This window comes from Arthrobacter sp. SlRoot2-15, assembly GCF_059739345.1.
Map to the genome: position 1 here is coordinate 678,236 of NZ_AP046058.1, position 23,730 is coordinate 701,965.

General features: G+C 69.1%; 20 protein-coding genes and 2 riboswitches. Of the genes, 5 read left to right on the plus strand and 15 right to left on the minus strand.

The genetic code is table 11. From position 1 onward, the window contains the following. Positions 1 to 102: 102 nt before the first annotated feature. From AC6I9V_RS03190 to AC6I9V_RS03200, 3 genes are all read right to left on the minus strand, one after another. Positions 103 to 1,485 carry an MFS transporter gene (locus AC6I9V_RS03190; RefSeq protein WP_497898320.1) on the minus strand — a complete coding sequence of 461 codons (1,383 nt, stop codon included), beginning with the start codon at positions 1,483 to 1,485 and terminating at the stop codon, positions 103 to 105. Between the two features lie 171 nt (positions 1,486 to 1,656). Next, positions 1,657 to 2,790, minus strand: a complete 1,134-nt coding sequence (gene metX / locus AC6I9V_RS03195; RefSeq protein WP_497898321.1) for a homoserine O-acetyltransferase MetX — start codon at positions 2,788 to 2,790, stop codon at positions 1,657 to 1,659. An 11-nt stretch (positions 2,791 to 2,801) separates the two neighbouring features. Then, positions 2,802 to 2,917: riboswitch (SAM riboswitch) on the minus strand. A 189-nt stretch (positions 2,918 to 3,106) separates the two neighbouring features. Next, on the minus strand, positions 3,107 to 4,423 hold the full coding sequence (locus AC6I9V_RS03200; protein WP_497898322.1) for a bifunctional o-acetylhomoserine/o-acetylserine sulfhydrylase: 1,317 nt from the start codon (positions 4,421 to 4,423) through the stop codon (positions 3,107 to 3,109). Positions 4,424 to 4,485: 62 nt separating this feature from the next. Further along, positions 4,486 to 4,601, minus strand: a riboswitch (SAM riboswitch). A gap of 223 nt (positions 4,602 to 4,824) precedes the next feature. Between AC6I9V_RS03200 and AC6I9V_RS03205 the strand changes: the two genes are divergently transcribed. Beyond that, complete coding sequence (locus AC6I9V_RS03205) at positions 4,825 to 5,463, plus strand: VOC family protein (RefSeq protein WP_349412626.1); 639 nt, start codon at positions 4,825 to 4,827, stop codon at positions 5,461 to 5,463. Between the two features lie 125 nt (positions 5,464 to 5,588). Here the strand turns inward: AC6I9V_RS03205 and AC6I9V_RS03210 are convergent, their stop codons facing one another. Then, a complete protein-coding gene (locus AC6I9V_RS03210) occupies positions 5,589 to 6,602 on the minus strand; it encodes an isopenicillin N synthase family dioxygenase (RefSeq protein WP_497898323.1) in 1,014 nt (337 codons plus the stop codon). 218 nt (positions 6,603 to 6,820) lie between these two features. Continuing rightward, entirely contained in the window at positions 6,821 to 7,612 is a 792-nt protein-coding gene (locus tag AC6I9V_RS03215) for a CPBP family intramembrane glutamic endopeptidase (protein WP_497898324.1), read from the minus strand. A gap of 80 nt (positions 7,613 to 7,692) precedes the next feature. On the opposite strand from AC6I9V_RS03215, the gene AC6I9V_RS03220 reads away from it, so the two are divergent. Beyond that, on the plus strand, positions 7,693 to 8,349 hold the full coding sequence (locus tag AC6I9V_RS03220) for a histidine phosphatase family protein (RefSeq protein ID WP_349412660.1): 657 nt from the start codon (positions 7,693 to 7,695) through the stop codon (positions 8,347 to 8,349). A gap of 26 nt (positions 8,350 to 8,375) precedes the next feature. Here the strand turns inward: AC6I9V_RS03220 and AC6I9V_RS03225 are convergent, their stop codons facing one another. The 5 genes from AC6I9V_RS03225 to tdh are packed head-to-tail and all read right to left on the minus strand — an operon-like array spanning position 8,376 to position 14,497. Further along, a complete protein-coding gene (locus tag AC6I9V_RS03225; RefSeq protein ID WP_497898325.1) occupies positions 8,376 to 9,764 on the minus strand; it encodes a phenylacetate--CoA ligase family protein in 1,389 nt (462 codons plus the stop codon). 33 nt (positions 9,765 to 9,797) lie between these two features. Next, a complete protein-coding gene (locus tag AC6I9V_RS03230) occupies positions 9,798 to 11,009 on the minus strand; it encodes an amidohydrolase family protein (RefSeq protein ID WP_497898326.1) in 1,212 nt (403 codons plus the stop codon). An 11-nt stretch (positions 11,010 to 11,020) separates the two neighbouring features. Next, entirely contained in the window at positions 11,021 to 12,133 is a 1,113-nt protein-coding gene (locus tag AC6I9V_RS03235; protein ID WP_497898327.1) for an NAD(P)/FAD-dependent oxidoreductase, read from the minus strand. Between the two features lie 49 nt (positions 12,134 to 12,182). Continuing rightward, positions 12,183 to 13,397: a glycine C-acetyltransferase gene (locus AC6I9V_RS03240; protein ID WP_497898328.1), complete on the minus strand. Its 1,215-nt coding sequence runs from the start codon at positions 13,395 to 13,397 to the stop codon at positions 12,183 to 12,185. Positions 13,398 to 13,450: 53 nt separating this feature from the next. Continuing rightward, positions 13,451 to 14,497, minus strand: a complete 1,047-nt coding sequence (gene tdh / locus AC6I9V_RS03245) for an L-threonine 3-dehydrogenase (RefSeq protein WP_497898329.1) — start codon at positions 14,495 to 14,497, stop codon at positions 13,451 to 13,453. Between the two features lie 158 nt (positions 14,498 to 14,655). Here tdh and AC6I9V_RS03250 point away from each other — a divergent pair, with 158 nt between their 5' ends. Further along, on the plus strand, positions 14,656 to 15,564 hold the full coding sequence (locus AC6I9V_RS03250; protein ID WP_497898330.1) for a LysR family transcriptional regulator: 909 nt from the start codon (positions 14,656 to 14,658) through the stop codon (positions 15,562 to 15,564). A 3-nt stretch (positions 15,565 to 15,567) separates the two neighbouring features. Here AC6I9V_RS03250 and gatB read toward each other — a convergent pair whose 3' ends face one another. The 4 genes from gatB to AC6I9V_RS03270 all read right to left on the minus strand — a co-directional run bounded on the left by gatB (position 15,568) and on the right by AC6I9V_RS03270 (position 20,675). Then, complete coding sequence (gene gatB / locus AC6I9V_RS03255) at positions 15,568 to 17,073, minus strand: Asp-tRNA(Asn)/Glu-tRNA(Gln) amidotransferase subunit GatB (protein WP_497898331.1); 1,506 nt, start codon at positions 17,071 to 17,073, stop codon at positions 15,568 to 15,570. Beyond that, positions 17,073 to 18,626 (minus strand): Asp-tRNA(Asn)/Glu-tRNA(Gln) amidotransferase subunit GatA, encoded by a 1,554-nt coding sequence (gene gatA / locus AC6I9V_RS03260; RefSeq protein WP_497898332.1) that lies wholly within the window; start codon positions 18,624 to 18,626, stop codon positions 17,073 to 17,075. Before gatA ends, gatB begins: the two co-directional genes overlap by 1 nt. Positions 18,627 to 18,630: 4 nt before the next feature. Then, the gene (gene gatC, locus AC6I9V_RS03265) at positions 18,631 to 18,927 is read right to left on the minus strand and encodes an Asp-tRNA(Asn)/Glu-tRNA(Gln) amidotransferase subunit GatC (RefSeq protein ID WP_175323093.1); all 297 of its coding nucleotides are present in this window, start codon (positions 18,925 to 18,927) and stop codon (positions 18,631 to 18,633) included. A gap of 323 nt (positions 18,928 to 19,250) precedes the next feature. Continuing rightward, entirely contained in the window at positions 19,251 to 20,675 is a 1,425-nt protein-coding gene (locus AC6I9V_RS03270; RefSeq protein ID WP_497898333.1) for a CitMHS family transporter, read from the minus strand. A gap of 180 nt (positions 20,676 to 20,855) precedes the next feature. On the opposite strand from AC6I9V_RS03270, the gene AC6I9V_RS03275 reads away from it, so the two are divergent. Together AC6I9V_RS03275 and AC6I9V_RS03280 are read left to right on the plus strand one after the other, a co-directional pair. After that, positions 20,856 to 22,616: a sensor histidine kinase gene (locus tag AC6I9V_RS03275; RefSeq protein ID WP_497898334.1), complete on the plus strand. Its 1,761-nt coding sequence runs from the start codon at positions 20,856 to 20,858 to the stop codon at positions 22,614 to 22,616. After that, entirely contained in the window at positions 22,609 to 23,280 is a 672-nt protein-coding gene (locus AC6I9V_RS03280) for a response regulator (RefSeq protein ID WP_497898335.1), read from the plus strand. The genes AC6I9V_RS03275 and AC6I9V_RS03280 overlap by 8 nt, the downstream gene beginning before the upstream one ends. A gap of 13 nt (positions 23,281 to 23,293) precedes the next feature. On the opposite strand, the gene AC6I9V_RS03285 is transcribed toward AC6I9V_RS03280, so the two are convergent. Beyond that, positions 23,294 to 23,677, minus strand: coding sequence for a RidA family protein (locus AC6I9V_RS03285; RefSeq protein WP_497898336.1), 384 nt, complete (start codon positions 23,675 to 23,677; stop codon positions 23,294 to 23,296). Positions 23,678 to 23,730: the final 53 nt, after the last annotated feature.

Consider the following 23,730-nt stretch of genomic DNA (forward strand, 5'->3'; position numbering starts at 1 on the left):
CCGGTGACGGCCGGCTAATCGGGGACGGTTAACGGCAGCTGCCCGCGCCCGCGGTGAACGCGGACACGGGCAGCGTGGTGCCAATGGAGCTTACTTCTTGCCTTACTTCTTGCCTGCGGCAAGCAGGTCGGCGGTCCCCTGGGCGTCGGCGGCGTCGACGTCGTGCAGGGAGATGCCGCGGGTTTCCTTCAGGAAGTACACGGCGACCATGGTGACAACGCAGGCGATGAGCAGGTAGATGGCCACCGGAACGGAGGACTTGTACTGGCCCAGGAGCGCGACGGCGATGATCGGGGCGAGCGAACCGGCCACGATCGACGTCACCTGGTAGCCGAGCGAGACGCCGGAGTAACGCATCCGGGTCGGGAACATCTCAGCCATGATGGCCGGCTGCCCGGCGTACATCAGTGCGTGGAAGAGCAGGCCGATGATGACGGCGGCCAGGATGATGAAGTCGTTGCCGGTGTCCATCATCGGGAAGGCGAAGAAGCCCCAGGTCGCACCCAGGACGGCACCTGCCATGTAAACGGGCTTGCGGCCGAAGCGGTCCGAGAGCCGGCCCACCACCGGGACCACGGAGAAGTGAATCGCGTGTGCCACGAGCAGCAGGAGCAGGATCTTGGCGGTGTCGGCGTGGACCACGGTCTTCAGGTAAGTGATGGAGAAAGTGACCACGAGGTAGTACAGGATGTTTTCCGCGAACCGCAGGCCCATGGCGGTGAACACGCCGCGGGGGTAGCGGCGGAAGACTTCGGCGACGCCGTAGCCCTTGTTTTCGGTGACAACTTCCTTCCGTGCCTCAAGGAAGATCGGGGCGTCCTGGACCTTGGTGCGGATGTAGTAGCCGACGACGACGATCACGGCGGAGAGCCAGAATGCAACGCGCCAGCCCCAGCCGAGGAAGTCCGCGGAGGACAGCGTGGAGGAGAGGATGAACAGCACGGCGGTGGCGAGCAGGTTGCCGAGCGGGACGGCCGACTGCGGCCAGCTCGACCAGAAGCCGCGGGACTTGCTCGGGCTGTGCTCGGCCACGAGTAGCACGGCGCCGCCCCATTCGCCGCCTACGGCGAAGCCCTGGGCGAAGCGCAGGAAGACCAGCAGGGCCGGTGCCCAGTAACCGATCTGCGCGAAGCTGGGGAGGCAGCCCATCAGGAAGGTGGAGACGCCCACCAGAATGATGCTGAGCTGCAGCAGCTGCTTGCGGCCGAACTTGTCACCGAAGTGGCCAAAGACGATGCCACCGATCGGGCGGGCCACGAAACCCACCGCGTAAGTCAGGAACGCGGCAAGAATGCCGTCCAGTTCCGTACCCGAGTTGGGGAAGAACATCTTGCCGAAGACCAGGGTGGCGGCGGAGGCGTAGAGGAAGAACTCATACCACTCGACAACCGTGCCGGCCATGGAGGCCGTTACTACCTTCTTCAGTCCGGACGTCTTGACGTCCGGCTCCTCTGCGCGCCGTGCGGCGGCGTTTTCCGTGCTCATGCGAACTCCTTTGGTGTCGCCATCGACACCCTGTGGACCATTGGGTTGACAACGCGCGTGTGAGTTGGGACACACGGCGTCATTCTCCACGAGTATGGCCCCGCATCCCGGCAGGCTCAACCACTAATCACGCAGGGCGTGTCTGCAAAAATGCACACAGCGGCGCTTTGGCTACGCGAAGAAGGTGCTCCGGAGCTGCCCGCTGAGCTGGCCGATTTCGGTCAGGAAGCCGTCGTGGCCGATCGGAGCTTCGATGATGTGCACCGGAACCTCACCCGGCAGGGCGGCGGCGAGTTCATCGGACTGGGCCGGGAAGTACAGCCGGTCCGAGTCCACGGCCGCCACGAAGAACTCCGCCGTGGCGCGGGAAACGGCCTGCTCCAGGGTGCCGCGGCCGCGGGTGACGTCGTGGCTCATAAGCGCCTCGGTGATGGCGATGTAGCTGTTGGCGTCGAAACGGCGCACCAGCTTGTTGCCCTGGTGATCGAGGTAGCTCTCCACCTGGTAGCGGCCCCGTCCCGCCAGCGACCCGGCCTCCAACGGCGCCTCGGCGGCCTGGGCGTTCCGTCCGAAGCGGCCGTCCAGCTCGGCGGCGGAGCGGTAGGTGATGTGGGCGATCCGGCGCGCCAGGGCCAGCCCGGCGTCCGGCTCCGGGCCGCCGTAGTAGTCGCCGCCGTTGAAATGAGGGTCCTGGCGGATGGCGAGGGTCTGGGCCTGTGCGAAGGCAATCTGCTCGGCCGTGCTGCTGGCACCGACGGAAATGACGGCGCAGCGCCGGACCCGCGCCGGGTAGCTGACCGCCCATTCCAGGGCGCGGGCTCCGCCGAGGGAGCCGCCGAGCACGGCGTACCAGCTGCCGATCCCGAGGGCGTCGGCGAGCCGGGCCTCGGCGGCGGTGCTGTCGCGAAGGGTTACCAGCGGGAAGCGGGAGCCCCACGGCCGGCCGTCCGGCGCCGGCGTTGAGGGCCCGGTGGAGCCGTAGCAGCCGCCGAGGATGTTGATGGAGACAACAAAGTACTTGTCCGTGTCCACCGGGGCGCCGGGGCCGGCCAGCTGCTCCCACCATCCCGGCTCTTCGCCGGCGCCGCGGGTGACGTGGGTGTCCCCGGTCAGGGCGTGTTCGATCAGCACCGCATTGGAGGCGTCCGCGTTTAGGGTGCCCCAGGTTTCGTAGGCGAGCGTGGCCTCCGGCAGGGTGGCGCCGGATTCCAGCACCAGGGAGCCGATCGACAGGTACTGGACGGTTCCGTCCGGGACCGCGGGCTTGTTTTCGGGTACTCCCGTACGGGAGACGGCAATCGTCATGTGGGGACCTAACCTCGCGCTTGCCCGCCGTCAGCTGACCGGCGGGCCAGGTCTTCACCCGGGGCACCCCGCCGCGGAAGGAGGGTTGCCGGCCAGCAAGCCGGGGCTGTCGCTGGCACTCATGACCTGCGTCGATTCTACGAAACACGGCGGGGCAAGCGCGAAGATTGTGACGGCCGTGTGACAGCCGGATCTTACGGCAGCCCAGTTTCCCCACCTTTGAGGCCGTGTCCGGCGGGTCGCCCCGAAAATGTCGGCGCGTCCCGCCGTCGCGCCCGCAAAGGTGGGGAATTTCGACGTCGGCTTCCGTATGACCTCAGGCGTCCTTGGCTGCCCGGAAGCCGGCGTCGAGGTCCGCAATGATGTCGTCGATGTGTTCGAGCCCCACCGACAGCCGCACCAGCCCCGGATGGACGCCGGCCACCGCCTGCTGTTCCGGCGAGAGCTGGCTGTGCGTGGTCGACGCCGGGTGGATCACCAGTGAGCGCACGTCACCGATGTTCGCCACGTGCGAGTGCAGTTCGAGGGCGTCAACGAAGCGTTTGCCGGCCTCCGCTCCCCCGGCGAGGTTGAAGGCGACGACGGCGCCCGTCCCCTTGGGCCCGTACTTGCGGCCGCGCTCGTACCAGGGGCTGGACGGCAGCCCGGCATAGGCGACGGATTCGACGTCGTCCCTGGCCTCCAGCCATTCGGCCACCCGGGTGGCGTTGGCGACGTGCCGTTCCACCCGCAGGCTCAGCGTCTCGATGCCCTGGGCGATGAGGAAGGCGTTGAACGGGGACACGGCCGAGCCGAGGTCGCGCAGCAGCTGGACCCTAGCCTTCAGGATGAAGGCCAGGTTTGCCCCCAGCGCCCCGTCCGCGCCGAGGTCCCGGGCGTAGACCAGCCCGTTGTAGGTGGGGTCCGGGGTGTTGAAGCCGGGGAAGCGCTCCGGGTCCTTGCCGAAGTCGAAGTTGCCGGAGTCGACAATCACGCCGGCGATCGCGGCGCCGTGGCCGCCGAGGTACTTGGTGGCCGAGTGGACGACGATGTCGGCGCCCCACTCGATGGGCCGGATCAGGTACGGGGTGGACAGAGTGTTGTCCACGATCAGCGGCACCCCGGCCCGGTGGGCCACGTCCGCGACGCCCTCAATGTCCAGCACGTCCTGGCGGGGGTTGGAGACCACCTCGCCGAAGAACAGTTTGGTGTTCGGCTGCACGGCCCCGCGCCACTGCGCCAGGTTGTCCGGGTCCTGCACAAACGTGACGGAGATGCCGAACTTCTTCAGGGTGTGGGCCAGCAGGTTGTAGGTGCCGCCGTACAGGCTGGGGCTGGCGACGACGTGGTCCCCGGCCTCGGCGATGTTCAGGATTGCGAAGGTCTCCGCAGCCTGCCCGGAGCTGAGCAGGAGCGCGCCGAGGCCGCCTTCGAGGCTCGCGACCCGCTGCTCCACCGCGTCCTGGGTGGGGTTGCCGATCCGGGTGTAGATCGGAGCGAGCTCGGCGAGCGCGAACCGGTTGGCGGCGCTTTCGGCGCTGGGAAAGACGAACGACGTCGTCTGGTAGATCGGCAGCGACCGGGCGCCGGTGGCGGAGTCCGGCTCCTGGCCGGCGTGGATCTGACGGGTTTCAAAGGACCAGGCGTTGGACATTGGAGAGCTCCTGAGTGACTGGGCGCCGGCCGTTCCCGGCTTTTCGACCGGAACGGACCTGGCGGCCGCGCTTGCCGTCCGGCGGGCGCCGGAGGGCCAGGTCTTCACCCGGGGCACCCCACCGCGTTAGGAGGGTTGCCGGCCAGCAAGCCGGGGCTCGATGCTGGCACTCATGACCTGGCTTCAGTCTAGGAACGCGCCCCGACGGCTGGATAGCTTTGTGACGAATATGAATTTGTCCCGGCGGCCGGCCGCGGGGCGTCCGCGGACCGCCCGCTGGCGCCGCAATCCACAGCGGATCCGGGCGGATCCGGCCCCCGGCCCGCACGCGAAAACGACATCCTATCTTGGTTAGGAGAGCCTAAGCTGAGAGCTCCATCACAAAGTGCCAAGATGAGGGCATGCGCATGGATCACGTCTCTTACGCCTGTGAACAAGATGGCCTCGCGGCCACCACCGAACGTATTGCGTCCGCCCTCGGCGTCGAAGCCGTCAAGGGCGGGGTACACCCCCGATTCGGGACCCGCAACATGATTATCCCGCTCGCCGGGCACAAGTACCTGGAGGTTGTGGAGGTCCTGGACCACCCCGCCTCGGACAAGGCGCCGTTTGGCCAGGCCGTGCGTGCCCGCTCGGCGGCCGGCGGCGGCTGGATGGGCTGGTGCGTCGAGGTTGACGACCTCGCCCCCTTCGAGGAGCGCCTGGGCCGGTCCGCCGTCAACGGCAACCGCAAGTTCCCCGACGGCCGCGAACTGGTCTGGAAGCAGATCGGCATCCTGGGCCTGATCGCCGACCCGCAGGTCCCCTACATGCTCAAGTGGGAGGGCGATCCTGAGCTGCACCCGTCCAACGCCTACGCGAGCAACGTCAAGATGTCCGCGCTCACCATCGCCGGCTCGGCCGAACGCGTCACCGAGTGGCTCGGCGAACCGGTGGAGAAGCCGCTGGAAGACGTGGACGTGAACTGGCTCGCCCCGCACGGGACGCCGGGAATCCTGTCCGTCACCTTTGAAACCGATTCCGGAGCCGTCACCATCTGACGATTCCTGCCGACACTTCGGCCGCCAGCAGCGGGTGCCAATGATGCCACCCACCGCTGGCGGCCGAATTCTTTTAAACCGCCCTTGCGCCGCCGGGCGCCCCGACTGGGGCGGGACGGCCGGCCTCAGCCCTTGAGCAGGTCCGGGTGGTGGGCCTCGACGACGTTGGGGTGGGCGCGGAGCCGGTAGCGCAGGGCGTTGTCCCCGTAGGTCTCCAGGATCGGGCTGTTGGTCGGGTCCACCGACAGGCCGCGGGCCTTGGCCTGGAACTCCGGGCTGACCGCGAGCCGGGGCATGGTCGCATCGAGGGCCGGGTTGTAGAAGAACGGCAGCGAGATCCGGTCGGTGCCGCGCAGCGGGGAGATCACCCGGTGCAGGGTCGCCTTGAGGTAGCCGTTGGTGGCCAGCTCGAGCATCTCGCCGATGTTGACCACAAACGTTCCGGGCACCTGGGGCGCGTCGATCCACTGGCCCTGGTATTCGACCTGCAGGCCGCCCTTGCCGGGCTCGACCAGGAGCAGGGTCAACACTCCGCCGTCGCGGTGTGAACCGACGCCCTGCTTGGGATCCGGATCGGATTCGCCCGGGTAGCGCACGATCTTGAGCAGCGGGAAAGCCTGGGCGGCAAACGCGGCGTCGAAGGTATCCTCGGGCGCCCCAAGGGAGACGGCGAGCGCCCGCAGCAGGTCCAGGGAAATGGCGCTGAGCCGCTCGGTCCATTCGGTGACGATCCCGCGCATCTCGGGCAGGTTTTCCGGCCAGAGGTTCGGCCCCTCCAGCCTCCAGTAGTCGGCGACGCCGGGTCCGGGCTCGACGGCGTCGCGCTCGACGCCGATGTCGATCTGTTCGCGCCAGTCGACGGCACCGTCCGTGATTTCGCCGCCGACGCGGGTGTAGCCGCGGAACTGGGGGCTGTGGACGTTCTCGATCGCGAGCTTCTGGTCTTCAGGAAGGTCGAAGAAGCGGCGGGAGATATCGAGCATGGCGTCGGTGAGTTCCTGCGGGATGCCGTGGCCGGCCAGGTAGATGAATCCGACTTCGTGCATGGCATCACGCAATTCATCCCGGAACCGGGCGGCCTCGTCCTGGCCTGCACTCAAGCGGGAGAAATCCAACACGGGGAGTGATTCGAGCGTCAACGTCTCTTAGTCCTTTACAGCGGGTTTGGCAAGCCGGAGCCTGTAACAACTCCAATGTTACGGACCGGGCCGCTGCGGAGAGAGTCTCGTGTCGAAATAAGTCATTCTGCTTGCGTCAGCCCCGGACTTGACCCGTTTTGGTGCAACACGGGGTCACTTACGGCCGGTCCGAGGCATCCGGACGGGCGCTAAGTGACCCCGCGTTGCTTTGTGCTGCGCTAGCCCAGTCCGATGGCCTTGCCGAACAGGCTGAAGCCGACGAAGGCGACGATGTCCAGCAGCGCATGCGCGATCACCAGCGGCATCACCCTGCGCGTCCTTGTATAGATGAGCGCGAAGATGACACCCATGATGGCGTTGCCGATGAAGGGCCCGAAGCCCTGGTACAGGTGGTAGCTGCCGCGGAGCATGGAACTGGCGAAGATTGCCAGCGGCATGCCCCAGCCGAATTTGCCCAGCCGGTCCAGCAGGTAGCCCACCACGATCACTTCCTCCACGATCCCGTGCCGGACGGCGGAAAGGATGAGGACCGGCACCGTCCACCAGTAGGAGTCCAGCGCGCTGGGGATGATCGCCGTCGTAATCCCCAGCGCCCGGCCGGCCGCGTAGAGGCCCAGCGACGGGATCCCGATCAGCGCGGCCAGGCCCAGGCCCTGGAGCAGGTCTTTGCCGGGCCGGGCGAAGTTGAAACCCAGTTTCCGGAATGCCGAGGCACCGGTGCCGCCTGTGAGAGCGCCGCGGGCCAGTCCGGCGGGCCGGTGTTCGGTGAGGAAGTAGATCACCAGCACCACCGGGACCAGGGCGAACAGGATGTCCAGCAGCTGGTAGGTGAGGTCGAAGTATTCGCGGCTGCTCTGCGAGCGGTTCAGCGTCGAGGTCCCCTGCGCCAGCGGCGCCCTGGTCATTTTGTCCAGCAGCTGCACCACCGAATACACCGCCGACTGCCCGAGGGAGAGCCCCAGGACAATCCAGACTTCAAGCCGCAGCCGACGGCGGGAGGGAACCAACATGTTCCTATCTTGCCTGCCGTTCCCGGATGTTGACTGCACGTGCCTATGCTTGGGCTGTGAGCGCGCCCGGGAGAATCTTCATGGTCCGGCATGGCCAGTCCGCGGCCAATGCCGACACCTCTATCTACAACCGGGTGCCCGACTACCGCATCCCGCTGACCCCGCTCGGCGTCGAGCAGGCCACGGCCGCCGGCGAGCAGCTGCGGCGCCAGCTGGACGGCCAGCAGGTGTGCGTCTACGTCTCCCCCTACCTGCGCGCCTACCAGACCCTCGAGGCGCTGAAGCTGGGCCCGCTCACCGAACGCGTGATCGAGGAGCCCCGGCTGCGTGAGCAGGACTGGGCGAACTTCCAGATTGCCGGCGACATCGAGGACCAGAAGGAGCTCCGCAACGCCTACGGGCACTTCTTCTACCGCTTCCGCGAGGGCGAGTCCGGTTCCGACGTCTACGACCGGATCTCCTCCTTTATGGAGACCCTGTACCGGCACTGGTCCAAGCCGAGCTACGCGCCCAACGCCCTGTTCGTGACCCACGGCCTGACCATGCGGCTGTTCTGCATGCGCTGGTTCCACTGGTCGGTGGAGTACTTCGAGTCGCTGAACAACCCGGACAACGCCGAGATCCGCACCCTGCTGCGCTCCGCGGAGGGCAAGTACGAGCTGGACAAGCCGTTCAGCCAGTGGGAGGAGCGCCGCGTGGACGAGACCGTGCTCGACGCGCCGCCGATGTTCTTCTAGCCGCCGTTCTTCCAGCCGGTGGTTGCCTAGCCCGCGGGCGGTTCCTTCAGGGCGATCACCTGGTGGAACTTCCCGCTGGGCCCGCTCTGTTCCGGAGCTTCCTCCGCACGGACCAGCTCCACGTTCGCCAGGCCCTGGCCGGCCAGGAAGCCGGCCAGCTTCGCCGCCACATCCTGCCACACCGTCTCCGCCGCGGCGCCGGGCTCCGGCTGGAGCCGCACCCGCAGGGTCACGGGCCCGGTCTGGACCAGCTGGCAGCGGTGGACCCCCGGCGCGTCGTCCACCGGGGCGGTGATGGCCAGCGGCAGTACGCTCACCGTGGCGCCGCGGCCGTTGTCCAGGTGCAGGACGTCGTCGTGCCGGCCGGCCACCCGGATGGCCGGCAGCGGGTTGCCGCACTCGCAGGGGCCGGGCTTGGCGACCACGGAGTCGCCGAGGTCGTAGCGGATCAGCGGCTGGACCCGGTTGGCGAGGTTGGTCAGCAGCACCGTGTGGGACGGCTGCCCGGCGGGGGTGGGCCGGTAGTCCGCCTCGACCGGTTCGAGGATGACCCAGTCGCTGTTGACGTGCAGCCAGCCGCGGGGGCAGTCCAGGGCGATCGGGGTGAACTCGGAGGCGGCGTAGACGTTGTGCACCGCGCCGCCGAGCGCCGCGGCGAGTCGCTGCGGGTCGCCCAGGGATTCGCCGCTGGACTCCACGATCACGGGGCGGATGTGCAGCCGGCCCGCGTCCTGTTCCCCGGCCAGCAGCTCGAGCGCGCTGGGGTAGCCCACCACGAGGGCCGGGTCGAAGTCGTTGAGCGCCTGCACCAGCTGCTCCAGCGGCTGCTGCACGGAGAACAGCCGGTAGGCGCGGCGGCGGCCCCGGCTGCGGCGCCGTTCGGCCTCGAGCCAGACCACTCCGGCGAAGTGTCCGCCGGCGCCCACCACGACGGCGGCGCGGATTCCCCGCCGCAGCATCGCGAGCAGCCGGCGGGCGTCGAGCGCGGACCCGACGATCCGGACGCCCTGGGCCCGGTAGCAGGCGACGGCGTCGGGGTCATGCACGAACAGGCCGGGGTGGCCGGTGGTGCCGGAGCTGGTGCAGGCGAAGTAGCGGCCCCGATAGCGGGTGCCGACCAGCGACGGATCGGCCACAAAAGCCTCGAGGTCCGCCCGGGTGACGGCCGGGTCGGTGACCCAGTCGTCGAACCGGGCCATGAGCTCCGGCTTGGTGACCGGGGGCAGGTCCCGGAGCTGGATGTCCCCGGCCGGCAGGCCGCGGTAGAGCGTCCGGTAGAACGGGGAGGCGGTGCGGGCGAAGGCCACCAGGGCGGCCAGCCGGGCGTCCCGGCGCCGGGCCAGGGCCCGTTCCCCGCCGTGTTTGGCGCGCACCAGATCGATCATGATGGCGAGTTCCCTGGCGAAGCCGGCCATGTGCATTCCTCCTTGGCCTCCTGGGCGGGCCGGTCAGCGGGCGCGGACCCCGGCGCGCCAGACGGCGTGGGTGAGCGGCATCCCCGGCCGGTACGCCAGGTGCGTGGCGGACGGGGCGTTAAGCAGGTGCAGGTCCGCCCGGTGCCCGACGGCGATGGAACCCACGGCCCGCTGGCCGTCGACGTCGTTCCCGGTCTCCCGGCCCAGCGCCAGCGCTCCGCCGTAGGTCGCGGCCCGGACGGCCTCGTGCACACTGAGCCGCATCTGCAGCACGGCGGTGGTGACGCAGAACGCCATCGAGCTCGTGTAGGAGGTGCCGGGGTTGCAGTTGGAAGCCAGGGCCAGCTGGACGCCGGCGTCGAGCAGTTCCCGGCCGGGCGCCAGCGGCTGCCGGGTGGAAAGGTCGCAGGCCGGCAGGCAGGTCGCCACCGTGCCCCGCTCGCCGGCGCCGGCCGCCGCCTCCCAGCCGGACCAGCTGTCGGCGAGGGCGTGGACGTCCCCGCGGGAGAGGTAGTTCACGTGGTCCACGCTCGCGGCGCCGAATTCGACCGCCAGCCGCACGCCGGGGCCTTCGCCGAGCTGGTTGCCGTGCACGCGCAGGCCCAGTCCGGCCTCCCGGCAGGCCTGGAGCACGCGGCGGGACTGGTCCTCGTTGAAGGCGCCGCGTTCGCAGAAGACGTCGGCCCAGCGCGCGTACGGCCGGACCGCGGCGAGCATGGGCCCGCAGACCAGGTCCGTGTACTCCTCGGCGTCCATGCCGTCCGGGACCAGGTGCGCACCGAGGTAGGTCACCTCGTCCGCGACGGTGGACGCGATCCGGGCGCTGCGGGCCTCGTTGTCCACGTCCAGGCCGTAGCCGGTCTTGGTCTCCAGGTAGGTGGTGCCCTGCGCGACAGCCTCGGCCACGCGGCCCAGCGCCAGCCGGGTGAGGTCGAAATCGCTGGTGCTCCGGGTGGCGCCGGTGGTGACGGCGATGCCGCCGGCGCTGTAGCCCTCCCCCGCCATCCGGGCCTCGAACTCCGCGGTCCGGTCGCCGGCGAAAATCAGGTGCGTGTGCGAATCCACCCAGCCGGGCAGGAGCGCGCGGTGCCCGGCGTCGACGGCGTCGTCGGCCGCGGGGGCCCCGGCGGCGGCACCGAGCCAGGCGATGCGTTCGCCCTCGATCACGACCGCCGCGTCCTTGAGGACCCGGTGCTCGGTGTCCTGGGTCATCAGTTCGGCGATGTTGGTGATCAGGGTGCTCATGGTTCCATTCTTCAGCCCCGGATCGACATCCGCGTTGCGGCCAGTGCCGCGGCTGTCCGGGATGCCGGACTGTCGGCCGGGAACGGCGCGCCGGAGCCCTGCCCGGCGAGGATCTGTTCCGCGGCCAGTTCGGCGATGCCGGAGGAGGTCTGGAAGCCGTAGCCGCCCTGGCCGGCGAGCCAGAAGAACCCGGCGGCCTCGGCGTCGAACCCCACCACGGGGACGCCGTCGGCGGCTTCGGTCCGCAGTCCGGTCCAGGCCCGGCGGACGCTGCCGATCCCCATGGTGGTGACGTCGTTGAGCCGGGTGATCAGCGCCTCGACGTCGCCGGGGTACGGCTGGGCGTCCTCGGGCCCGCTCGGCACGGTTTCCGACGGCGAAATAAGCACCTGCCGCCGCCCGTCCGGCCGGAAGTAGAAGCTGTCCGACGCCACCATCGGGCACCCCTGCGGGAGGGGGTGTTCGACGTCAACAATCGCCGCGGTGCGCCGGTAGGGCTGGAGTCCGAGTTTCTCGACGCCGCTGAGCACGGCGAACTCGTCCGCCCAGGCGCCGGCGGCGTTGACCACAACGGCGGCCTCGAGGCCCTCTTGCCCGGCGCCGAGCTCCCAGCCGGTGCCGAGGCGCTGCGCCGAGTGGACCCGGGCGCCGGTGATGATGTCGACGCCGCCCTCGACGGCCCGCTCCCGGTGGTCCTCCAGCAGCAGCGAGGCGTTGCAGGCAAAGGACCCGGAATCCAGGCCGGCCGCCGTGAAGGACGCCGGCTTGAGCGCGGGGCAGATCTCCAGGGCCTCGGCATGGCTGATCCGGTGCATAAAGCCGCTGGCCTGCCGCTGGACGGTCTCCTCGTCCCCGATCAGCATGAACCGGCGCGGCGACAGCACGGGTTCGGGCCGGGTGCCTTCGTGGGTGCCGATGAGCTCCAGGGTGCGCATGGTCAGGTCCTGGACCACGGGCGGGCCGTAACTGGGGATCAGCTGCCGGGCCGAGCGCGCGGACGTGTGGTAGCCCAGCGACTGCTCGGCTTCGACCAGGGCCACGCTGCATTTGCCGGCGAGGGCGGAGGCGAGGGACAAGCCGGCGATGCCGCCGCCGACGATCACAACATCGTATTTAGCTGACATGCCTCCATCCTTGCACCCGGCAGGAGGCCACGTCAGTACTTTTAGGCCCCTATGCCGCGGCGGCTACGGCCTCGCGGCTGCGGACAAACGCCTGGACGCAGCGCTCGACGTCGTCCGTGCTGTGCGCGGCGGAGAGCTGGACGCGGATGCGGGCGGCACCCTTGGGCACCACCGGGTAGCTGAACGCGGTGACGAAGACGCCGTGGGCCAGCATCGCGTCGGCCACCTTGGCCGCCATCACGGCGTCGCCGAACATCACCGGGACAATCGCGTGTTCGCCGTCGAGCAACTCGAAGCCTTCCTCGCCCATCCGGCGGCGGAAGAGTTCGGCGTTGGCGAAGAGCTTGCCGCGCAGTTCGCCCGAGTTCTCCACGAGGTCCAGGGCCTTGAGCGTGGCGGCGACGATGGCCGGCGCCAGCGAGTTGGAGAACAGGTAGGGCCGGGCCTTCTGCCGGAGCATGGCGATGACCTCGCGCCGGCCGGAGACGTAGCCGCCGGAGGCGCCGCCGAGGGCCTTTCCGAAGGTGCCGGTGTAGATGTCCACCCGGTCCGAGACGCCGGCGTGTTCTGGGGTGCCGGCGCCGGTGGCGCCCATAAACCCGACCGCGTGGGAGTCGTCCACCATGACCAGGGCGTCGTACTTCTCGGCGAGGTCGCAGATCGCCTCGAGCGGGGCGAGGAACCCGTCCATCGAGAAGACCCCGTCGGTGACGATGATCTTGCGGCGGGCCGGGTTCTGCTGGGTGGTGGCCTCGATCAGCCGGGCCTCGAGGTCGGCCATGTCCTGGTTGGCGTAGCGGAAGCGCTGGGCCTTGCAGAGCCGGATGCCGTCGATGATCGAGGCGTGGTTCAGGGCGTCGGAGATGACGGCGTCCTCGGGGCCGAACAGCGACTCGAACACGCCGCCGTTGGCGTCGAAGCAGCTGGAGAACAGGATCGTGTCCTCGGTGCCGAGGAACTTGGAGACGCGCTCCTCGAGGGCCAGGTGCAGGTCCTGGGTGCCGCAGATGAAGCGGACGCTGGCCATGCCGAAGCCACGCTCGTCCATGGCGGCCTTGGCGGCGGCGATGATCTCCGGGTGGTCCGCGAGGCCCAGGTAGTTGTTGGCGCAGAAGTTCAGCACCTCGGCGCTGCCCTGGCCGAGCTGGCCCGCCTTGATGTGGCTGGCCTGCGGCGAGTCGATGTGCCGCTCGGTCTTGAACAAACCGGCGCTGCGGATCTCGTCGAGTTCGTGCTGCAGCTGGTCCTTGATGGCTGAATACATGGTGGTGCGCTCCTCAGCTGGGGTGAATTTTGTACGGTACCGGAAAACGGGGCTTAGAAGCAGGTCCAGTCGAGCACGACCTTGCCGCCCACACCGGCGCGGGCGATTTCGAAGCCCTTTTCCCAGTCCGAGGCGGGCAGGGTGTCCGTGACGACGGCGGAGATGTTGGCGTGCAGCACGGGGTTGGAGGAGAGCATGGCGCTCATGGCGTACCAGGTCTCGAACATTTCGCGGCCGTAGATGCCCTTCATGGTCAGCATGTGCGTGACCACCTTGCCCCAGTCGATGTCGATGGACTGGCTGGGCAGGCCCAGCATCGCGATCCGTCCGCCGTGGTTCATGTTGTCGATCATCTCAGGCAGGGCGGTGGGGTGGCCGGACATTTCCATGCCGATGTCGAAGCCCTCGCGCATGCCCAGTTCGCGCTGGGCGTCCTTGACGCGCATCTTCGAGACGTCGATGGCGAGGTCGACGCCGAGCTGCCGGGCGAGCTCCAGCCGCGGGGCGGAGACGTCCGTGATGGCGATCTTCCGGGCCCCGGCGTGGCGGGCGACGGCGATGGCCATCAGGCCGATGGGCCCGGCGCCGGTGATCAGCACGTCCTCGCCGACCAGCGGGAAGCTCAGGGCGGTGTGGACGGCGTTGCCGAACGGGTCGAAGATCGCGCCGAGCTCCGGGGTCACGGAGGGGTCGTGGTGGACCCAGACGTTGGTTTCCGGGATGACGACGTATTCGGCGAACGCGCCGTCGCGCTGGACGCCGACGCTGACGGTGTTGATGCACATCTGCTTGCGGCCGGCGCGGCAGTTGCGGCAGATCCCGCAGACAATGTGGCCCTCGCCGGAGACCCGGTCGCCGACCTTGACGTCCAGGACGTCCTCGCCAACCTCCACAACTTCGCCGTAGAACTCGTGGCCGGCGATCAGCGGGGCGTTGATGATGCCCTGCGCCCAGGCGTCCCAGGACTGGATGTGCAGGTCCGTGCCGCAGATGCCGGTGGTGATGACCCGGATTTTGACGTCCCCGGCCCCGGTTTCCGGCTCCGGGCGGTCGACGAGTTCGAATCCCGCGTGGGCGCCGGACTTGTAGAGAGCCTTCATGGGCCTGCCTAACTGTGGGGGTGGCTACTGTGTGGGACGCACCCGGAGGATGCGATCGTGTGGGACAACCCACCTCATTAGACCGGCCCGAAAGCGTTAGCACAACCGAGTTTTTCTCAATCGACGATTTAGGAATTGCTTACCTCTAGGATGGGGGCATGGAAATCCACCAGCTCGAAATGCTCCGCGAACTCGGGGCCCTGGGCAGTGTCAAGGCCGTCGCGGAGACCCTGCTGGTCACGCCGTCCGCGGTGTCGCAGCAACTGGCTGCCCTGCAGCGGTCCGTCGAGGTGCCGCTGACCCGCAAGGAGGGCCGCAACCTCGTCCTCACCGAGGCCGGCCAGGTGCTCGCCGACGCCGGGGCCGCCGTCGTCAGTGCGATGGCGGACGCAAGGACGGCGATCGGCGCGTACCACGGCTCCCCGGTGGCGCCGGTGACGCTGAGCGGGTTCCACAGCGCGGGCCAGGCGCTGTTCGCCCCGCTGGCCCGGCTGCTGGCCGAGCCCGGGCAGCCGCGGATCCAGCTCTCTGACGAGGACGTGGCCCAGCAGGATTTCCCGGCGCTGACGGCCCGGTATGACCTGGTCCTCGCGCACCGGATGGACCACAGCCCGCGGTGGCCGGTGGAACGGGTGGCGGTGATCCCGCTGGCGCACGAGCCGCTGGACGTGGCACTGCCGGCAGGCCACCGGCTCGCCGGCCAGCGCGCGGTGAGCGCGGACGACGTCGTCGGCGAACCGTGGGTGACCAGCCACACCGGCTACTCCCCCGCGGACGTGCTCTCCGCCGTCGCCGCCGTATCCAGCCGCGAGCTGAACATTGTGCACCGGATCAACGACTACTCCACGGTGGCGGCGCTGGTGGCGGCCGGCAGCGTGATCGGGCTGCTGCCCCGGCACACCGCGCGGCCCGTGCTGAACCCTGACATTGTGTTGCGCCCGCTGGAAGGCATCAGCACCCGGCGCCGGATCGACATCCTGGCCCGGCCGGAGAACCTTAAACGCAGATCGGTCATGATGGTCTGCGAGGCGCTGCAGACCATCATGACCGACTTGGTGGGTGTCTAGGGGCTAGCCTTCGACGCCGAGGCGCTCCAGGACCAGCTCCTTGACGCGGCCGGCGTCGGCCTGGCCGCGGGTGGCCTTCATCACGGCGCCGACGATCGCGCCGATCGCCTGCAGCTTGCCGCCACGGATCTTGTCCGCGACGCCGGGCTGTGCGGCGAGGGCCGCGTCGATGGCTTCGAGCAGCGGGCCGTCGTCGGAGACCACGGCGAGGCCGCGCTTTTCTACGATTTCCGCCGGGGTGCCCTCGCCGGCGAGCACGCCGTCCAGGACCTCGGAGGCCATCTTGTTGTTGATCTTGCCGTCCTCAACCATCTTGTTCAGTTCCACGATGGTGGCCGGGGCGACGCCGAGCTGGCCGGGGTCGACGTCGGCGTTCTTGGCGCGGCCGACGATCTCGCCCATCCACCATTTGCGGGCCACCGTGGCGGTGGCGCCGGCGGCGATGGTTTCCTCGATCTCGTCCATCACGCCGGCGTTGACGACGTCGCGGAATTCGAGGTCCGAGTAGCCCCAGTCGGCCTGCAGGCGTTTGCGGCGGGCGGCCGGCGGCTCGGGCAGCGTGGCGCGGAGTTCCTCGACCCACTCGCGGGAGGCGACGACGGGGACCAGGTCCGGTTCCGGGAAGTAGCGGTAGTCGTCGGCGTCGGACTTGGGCCGGCCCGAGGTGGTGGAGCGGGTGTCCTCGTGCCAGTGCCGGGTCTCCTGGATGACCGGCAGGCCGGAGTCCAGCACGGCGGCGTGCCGCTGGATTTCGTAGCGGACGGCGTGTTCGACGGCGCGCAGCGAGTTGACGTTTTTGGTCTCCGAGCGGATGCCGAAACGCTCGCGGCCGTGCGGGCGCAGCGAGACGTTGGCGTCGCAGCGGACGTTGCCGCGTTCCATCTTCGCGTCCGAGACGCCGAGGTTCTTGACGATCTCGCGGACCGCGGCGACGTAGGCCTTGGCCAACTCGGGGGCGCGGCTGCCGGCGCCCTCGATCGGCTTGGTGACGATCTCGACCAGCGGCACGCCCGAGCGGTTGTAGTCCACGAGGGAGTAGTCCGCGCCCTGGATCCGGCCGGCGGCGCCGCCCATATGGGTGAGCTTGCCGGCGTCCTCCTCCATGTGGGCGCGTTCGATCTCGACGCGGAACACGGTGCCGTCGGAGAGCTCGATGTCCAGGTAGCCGTCGTACGCGATCGGCTCGTCGTACTGCGAAGTCTGGAAGTTCTTCGGAGTGTCCGGGTAGAAGTAGTTCTTCCGGGCGAAGCGGCAGGTCTCGGCGATCTTGCAGTTCAGCGCCAGACCGATCTTGATGGAGGATTCGATCGCGGTCTTGTTCACCACCGGCAGCACGCCGGGCATACCGAGGTCCACCTCGTTGACGTTGGTGTTCGGCTCGTCGCCGAACACGTTCGGCGCGGAGGAGAACATCTTGGTCTTGGTGTTGAGCTCCACGTGGACCTCGAAGCCCAGCACGGGATCGTACTTCTCCATCGCCTCTTCGAAGCTGAGGGTTGCGTCAGTCATTAGTGTGAACCTCCGTGGCTCAAGGCTGCGTTGTTTAGGTCGGGGGCCTTATCCAGCAGCGGGCCGCCCCACTGCGCCTCGAGCAGCGACTCGAGCACGGCGCCGACGCGGTAGAGCCGGGCGTCCTGGCGGGCCGGGGCCAGCAGCTGGACGCCGACGGGCAGTCCGTCCTCGTCGGCGAGGCCGCCGGGCAGGGACAGGCCCGGGACGCCGGCCATGTTGGCCGGGATGGTGGCGACGTCGTTGAGGTACATCGCCAGCGGGTCGTTGAGCTTCTCGCCGAGCTTGAACGCCGTGGTCGGCGCCGTCGGGGAGATCAGCACGTCGGCCTGTTCGAACGCGGCGTCGAAGTCGCGCTGGATCAGGGTGCGCACCTTCTGGGCCGAGCCGTAGTAGGCGTCGTAGTAGCCGGCGCTCAGGGCGTAGGTGCCCAGGATGATGCGGCGCTTGACCTCGTCGCCGAAGCCCGCGGCGCGGGTGGCTCCCATCACGCGCTCGATCGTCAGCGGGCCCTCTTCGGGCAGCACCCGCAGGCCGAACCGGACGCCGTCGAACTTGGCGAGGTTGGAGGAAGCCTCCGAGGGCATGATCAGGTAGTACGCGCCGAGGGCGTACTTGAAGTTGGGGCAGGAGACCTCAACGATCTCGGCGCCGGCGCCCTTGAGCAGCTCCAGCGCCTCGTTGAAGCGGTTTTCGACGCCGGCCTGGTAGCCCTCGCCGTGGAGTTCCTTGATGATGCCGATCTTCATGCCCTCGACGTTGCCGGTCCGGGCCGCGGCCACGAGGTCCTCGAGCGGGTCCGGCAGCGAGGTGGAGTCGCGCGGGTCGTGGCCGCCGATCACCTGGTGCAGCAGGGCCGAGTCCAGCACGGTGCGGGAGACCGGGCCGATCTGGTCCAGCGAGGAGGCCATGGCGATGGCGCCGTAGCGGGAGACGCCGCCGTAGGTGGGCTTGACGCCCACGGTGCCGGTGACGGCGCCGGGCTGGCGGATGGACCCGCCGGTGTCCGTGCCGAGGGCCAGCGGGGCTTCGAAGGCCGCGACGGCGGCAGCGGAGCCGCCGCCGGAGCCGCCGGGGATGCGCTCCAGGTCCCACGGGTTGTGGGTGGGGCCGAACGCGGAGTGCTCGGTGGAGGAACCCATGGCGAACTCGTCCAGATTGGTCTTGCCCAGGATCGGCATCTTGGCGGCGCGGAGGCGCTCCACCACGGTGGCGTCGTAGGGGCTGTGCCAGCCCTCGAGAATCTTGGAGCCGGCGGTGGTGGGCTGTCCGATCGTGACGATCAGGTCCTTGACGGCGATCGGGACGCCGGCGAGCACGTGCAGGCCCTCGGCGGCGGCGCCTCCCGCGGCGCGGATGGCGTCCACCTCGGCGGCGACGGCGAGGGCTTCCTCGGCGTTGACGTGCAGGAAGGCGTTGACCTGGCCGTCGACGGCGGCGATCCGGTCCAGGTGCGCCTGGACGACCTCGACGGCGGTGACCTCGCGGGCGGCGAGCTTCTCGGCGAGCGCGGCGGCGGAGAGGCGGAACAGTTCGGCGTGGGTTTCAGTCATGGTCTTAGTCCTCATCCAGGATTGCCGGGACCTTGAAACGGCCCTCATACGCGTCGGGGGCTCCGGAAAGCGCCTGCTCGGCCGTAAAGGTGTGGCCCACCACGTCCTCGCGGAACACGTTGGTCAGCGGGATCGGGTGCGACGTGGCCGGGACGTCATCACCGGCGGCTTCACTAACGGACTTAACCGAGTCCACGATGACGGCGAGTTCGCCGGCCATCCTGTCCAGCTCTTCAGCACTCATCTCGATGTGCGCGAGACGCGCGAGATGCGCGACGTCGTCGCGGTTGATCGCAGCCATGGATCTCCCCTGCAAGGTACGGATTATTTTCCGTCCCAGTCTACGTGGGTTCGCATGCTGCTACCGTCCGGCGCCGGGCCGGACAATCCTTTGGCTGTTCGCTCGTTCCTCGCTTAGACGCAGCCGGCAGGATGTCCGTCCCACCGCCGGAGCACCCACCTCACCAAACGCGACTGTCGGGTCCGGAAAATCTCCGGACCCGGCAGTCTCGCGGGTTGCTCAGCGTCGCCGACGCCAGCGGCAGCGCGGGGGCATTCGGAAGCGTGCGTCTAAGCGAGGAACGAGCGAGCACGCGGAGAATGTCCGCGTGATGCCGCCCTTGGTCAGCCGATGCCGATGGCTCCGATTAGGACTCCTACGGCGAGCATGACCAGGGAGATGACGGCGGTGCGCCAGAGAACCTTCTTGTGGTGGTCGCCGAGGTCAACCTTGGCGAGGGAGACCAGGAGCAGGATGGCCGGGACCAGCGGGCTCTGCAGGTGGAAGGGCTGGCCGGTGATCGAGGCGCGGGCCATGTCCGCGGCGCTGACGCCGTAGTGCCCGGCCGTTTCGCTCAGGACCGGCAGGACGCCGAAGTAGAAGGCGTCGTTGCTCATGAAGAACGTCATCGGGATGCTCAGCACGCCGGTGATGACGGCCATAAACGGGCCCATGTCCGCCGGGATGATCTGGACCAGCCACTCGGACATGGCCTTGACCATGCCGGTGCCGTTGAGGACACCGGTCAGCACGGCGGCCGCCATAACCATGGAGACGACGGCGACGATCGACGGCGCGTGGGCGATCAGCTGGGCGCCCTGGTCCTTGACCTTCGGGAAGTTGACCAGCAGGGCGATCGCGGAGGCCACCATAAAGACGAACGGCAGTGGCATGACGTTGGCCACCAGCGTCACCATGACCGCAACGGTCAGGCCGAGGTTGAACCAGAACAGCTTGGGACGGAGGGTGGCGCGGTTCGGGTCCAGGGCGGTGTCCGCCATCGCTGAGTCACGGTCGTCGATGAGGTCCTCGGTGCGTTCCAGGACAGCCACAGAACCGTTGCCGGCGGGGGTTCCGGAGGGGCGGCTGGCCGTGCGCCGGCCGCCGGCGCCGCCGTCGTTCGTGTCAACAGGTGCCCAGATTTCGGGTGCCACGGTGCGCAGCCGGTTGCGTTCCTGCAGGCCCAGCAGCCAGGCGAAGACAAATACGACTACGAGGCCGGCGATCAGCGAGGGGATCATCGGGACGAAGACATCGTTGACGTCGAGCTTCAGTGCGGTGGCGGCGCGGGCGGTGGGGCCGCCCCAGGGCAGGATGTTCATGGTGCCGTTGGCCAGGCCCGCCACGCAGGTCAGGACCACGGGGCTCATCTTCAGCCGCAGGTAGACCGGGAGCATGGCCGCGGTGGTGAGGATGAAGGTGGTGGAGCCGTCGCCGTCGAGCGACACGGCGGCGGCCAGGATCGCGGTGCCCAGGACCACCTTGGCGGGGTCGTTGCCGAGCTTGCGCAGGATGAACCGGACCAGCGGGTCAAAGAGTCCGACGTCGATCATCAGGCCGAAGTAGATGATGGCGAACATCAGCAGCGCGGCGGTGGAGGTCATCGACTTCATCGAGTCGAGCACCATGGGACCGATGCCCAGGCCCGCGCCGGCAAAAAGTCCGAATACTGTGGGGACGATGATGAGCGCCAGCACCGGCGTCAGCTTCTTCGTCATGATCAGCACCATGAAGACCGCAATCATGGCGAATCCAAGTAATACCAGCACGGCCGGCTCCTTCTTCTGTGTTCCGCACCACTCCGCTGTGATGCGCACTACAGACGTTAGGGTGGGCTGCGTCACGGGAGTGCCTTTGCCTCATTTGATTGGCATACTGCTTGTTGGACGCATTTTGCGCATTTAGCTCACCGGCCGCTGTTGCCGCCGGATCACCGAAGGAGGGCCGCCGTGGGAGCCCTCGCACGCCGCACTCCGCTGCGGTTCACCACCCAGACGCTGCTGCTGCAGCTCGGCGTGGTGGCACTGGTGGTGCTGCTCAGCAGCGCCGTGCACGCCTGGCTGACGTATGAGCGGCTGGGCCGCGAGGCGGAGAACCAGGCGCTGACCCTGGCCCGGACGGTGGCGTCGGATCCGGCGGTGCGGGCCGAGGTGCAGCAGATCAGCGCCCAGGCCGGCACTCCCCCGCCCGCGGAGCTGCTCGCCGGCCCGCTGATGGGCGCCGCGGAGGGCGCCCGGGCCCGCACCGGCGCACTGTTCGTGGTCATCACCGACGAGACCGGCCTCCGGCTGGCCCACCCCGACGCCGACCGGCTGGGCGAGCGGGTCAGCACGGATCCCTCCGAGGCCCTCTCCGGCCGTGAGGTCACCACCCGCAACACCGGCACCCTGGGCCCCTCGGCCGGCGCCAAGGTCCCCGTGTTCGCGCCGGCATCCTCCACCGTGGTGGGCGAGGTCAGCGTGGGCTACTCCACCGAATCCATCAGCCAAAGCCTCGCCCGGGACATCGTTCCTATCGCCCTGACCGCGGCCGGCGCGCTGCTGGCGGGCGTGCTGGTTTCCTTCCTGCTGCGGCACCGCCTCCGGCGGCTGACCCTGGGGCTGGAGCCTGAGGAAATCAGCACCCTGGTGCACGACCAGGTGGCCGTGCTGCAGGGCGTGGACGACGGCGTGATCGGCGTCGCTGCGGACGGCAGGATCAGCGTCTTCAACTCCGCGGCGCAGCGCCTGCTGGACCGGCCGGACCTGACCGGAACACCCTGGGCTGAAGCGCCGGTGCCGGCGCAGCTGCTCGCCCTGACAAAGGCCGACGCCGCGGAGGGGGACGCGGTGGAACTCGTCGCCGGCGGCCGGGTGCTGGTGGCTAGTGCCCGCAAGGCCCTGCATGGCCGGGAGGACCTGGGCTGGGTGGTGATGCTCCGGGACCGCACCGAGCTCCAGCAGCTCACCCGCCAGCTCGACGCCGTGGGCACCCTCTCCACGGCCCTGCGCGCCCAGCGGCACGAGTTCGCCAACCAGCTGCACACGATCGCCGGCTTTATGAGCATCGGCCAGCACCAGCAGGCACGCGACTACTTGGCCCGGCTGGCCGCCACCGGACCGCTGAAATTCCCGGTGGACCAGGCCGAGTTGCTCCAGGACCCGTACCTGCAGGCGTTCCTCGGCGCCAAGGGTGTGGAGGCGGACGAGCGCGGCGTGGCCCTGCGGCTCGGTCCCGAAACCCTGGTCCGCGGCGTCGTCGTCGAACCGCAAGAGGTGACCACGGTGCTGGGCAACCTGATCGACAACGCCGCGAACGCCGCCGTCGCGGGCTCCTCGTCCGAGCGCTGGGTGGAGGTTGAGGTGCTGGACGAACCGGGCGACGGCGGCGAGCCCGGCACGCTGCACATCCTGGTGGGCGACTCGGGCGACGGCCTGCCGCCCGGGGTCGGGCCCGGTTCGGACGAGGGCGTTTTCGCCGAGGGGTTCACCACCGCGGAACGTCCGGCCCGGGCCGGGGCGGGGCAGGGCCTGGGGCTGGCGCTGGCCCGGCAGCTGGCGCGGCGCCGCGGCGGGGACGTGAGGGTGCTGGAGCGGGGAACGCCGGGCGGCCCGGGCGCCGTCTTTATGGCGGTCCTGCCGGGAACCACTGCCGGCACCGGTGAAAAAGCGGCAGAAAATGCAAGTGAACCCAGGGCCGACAACCTGGCTGAAGGAGACAACGATGTCTGACGATTTCCGGGTCCTGATTGTGGACGACGACTTCCACGTGGCCAAGCTGCACGCGGCCTACGTGGACTCCGTGGCCGGCTTTATGGCGCTGGCGCCGGCGGGATCGGCGTCGCGGGCCCTGCAATCCATCCACAGCCTCCGGCCGGACCTGGTGCTGCTGGACGTCTACCTGCCCGACGCCTCCGGGCTGGACCTGCTGGGCCAGCTGGACGTGGACACCATGATCCTCAGCGCCGCCTCGGATGCGGCGTCCATCCGGGTGGCCTTCCGCCGCGGCGCCCTCGGTTACCTACTCAAGCCCTTCACCGCCGAGTCCCTCTCCCAGCAACTGCGCTCCTACGCCCGCTACCGGCGGATCCTGGCCACGGCCGGGAACCTCACGCAGGAGACCCTGGAACGGGCCAAGCGCGCCCTGATCCCGGGCGACGTCGCGTCCTCCGCCCGGCCGCGGTCCGCCACCGAGGCGGCCGTGCTGGAATCCCTCGAGCCGGGCGAGCAGTACTCGGCGGCGGAGGTGGCCACCCGGGTGGGCGTCTCCCGGGCCACAGCGCAGCGCTACCTCTCCTCGCTCGCGGACGACGGCGCCGTTGACATTCAACTGCGCTACGGCACCACCGGCCGGCCCGAACACCGCTACGGCGTGCCCCCGGCAGCAGGCGCCTGAGCCCGCGGTGGTGTTAGCCGGCGCTCTTCTGCGCGACGAGTTCGATCTCGACGAGCATCCTGGGATCCAGGAACGGGAGCACGTGGACCAGGGCCAGCGTGGGGCGGATCTCGCCGAAGACTTCGCCGTGGGCGCGCCCCGCTTCCTCCCACTGGCTGATGTCCGTCAGGTACAGCTTGGACTGCACCACGTCCGCGTAGCCGAAGCCGGCGTCGGCCAGGACGCTGCCGAGCTTGTCCAGGATGAAGCGGGTCTGGGTGTAGAAGTCCTCGCCCACGATCCCGTCCTCGCCGCTGGCGGCGGTGGCGGAGATGTAGAGGGTGTTGTCCACCTGGACCGCCCGGGAGTAGCCGACCTTCTGTTCCCAGACGGAACCTGTGCCGAATGTCTTGCGCATGGAAGTGCCTTTCGCAGTGGGGCGTGGAGTCGGCACCACTTTAGGGCGGCAAA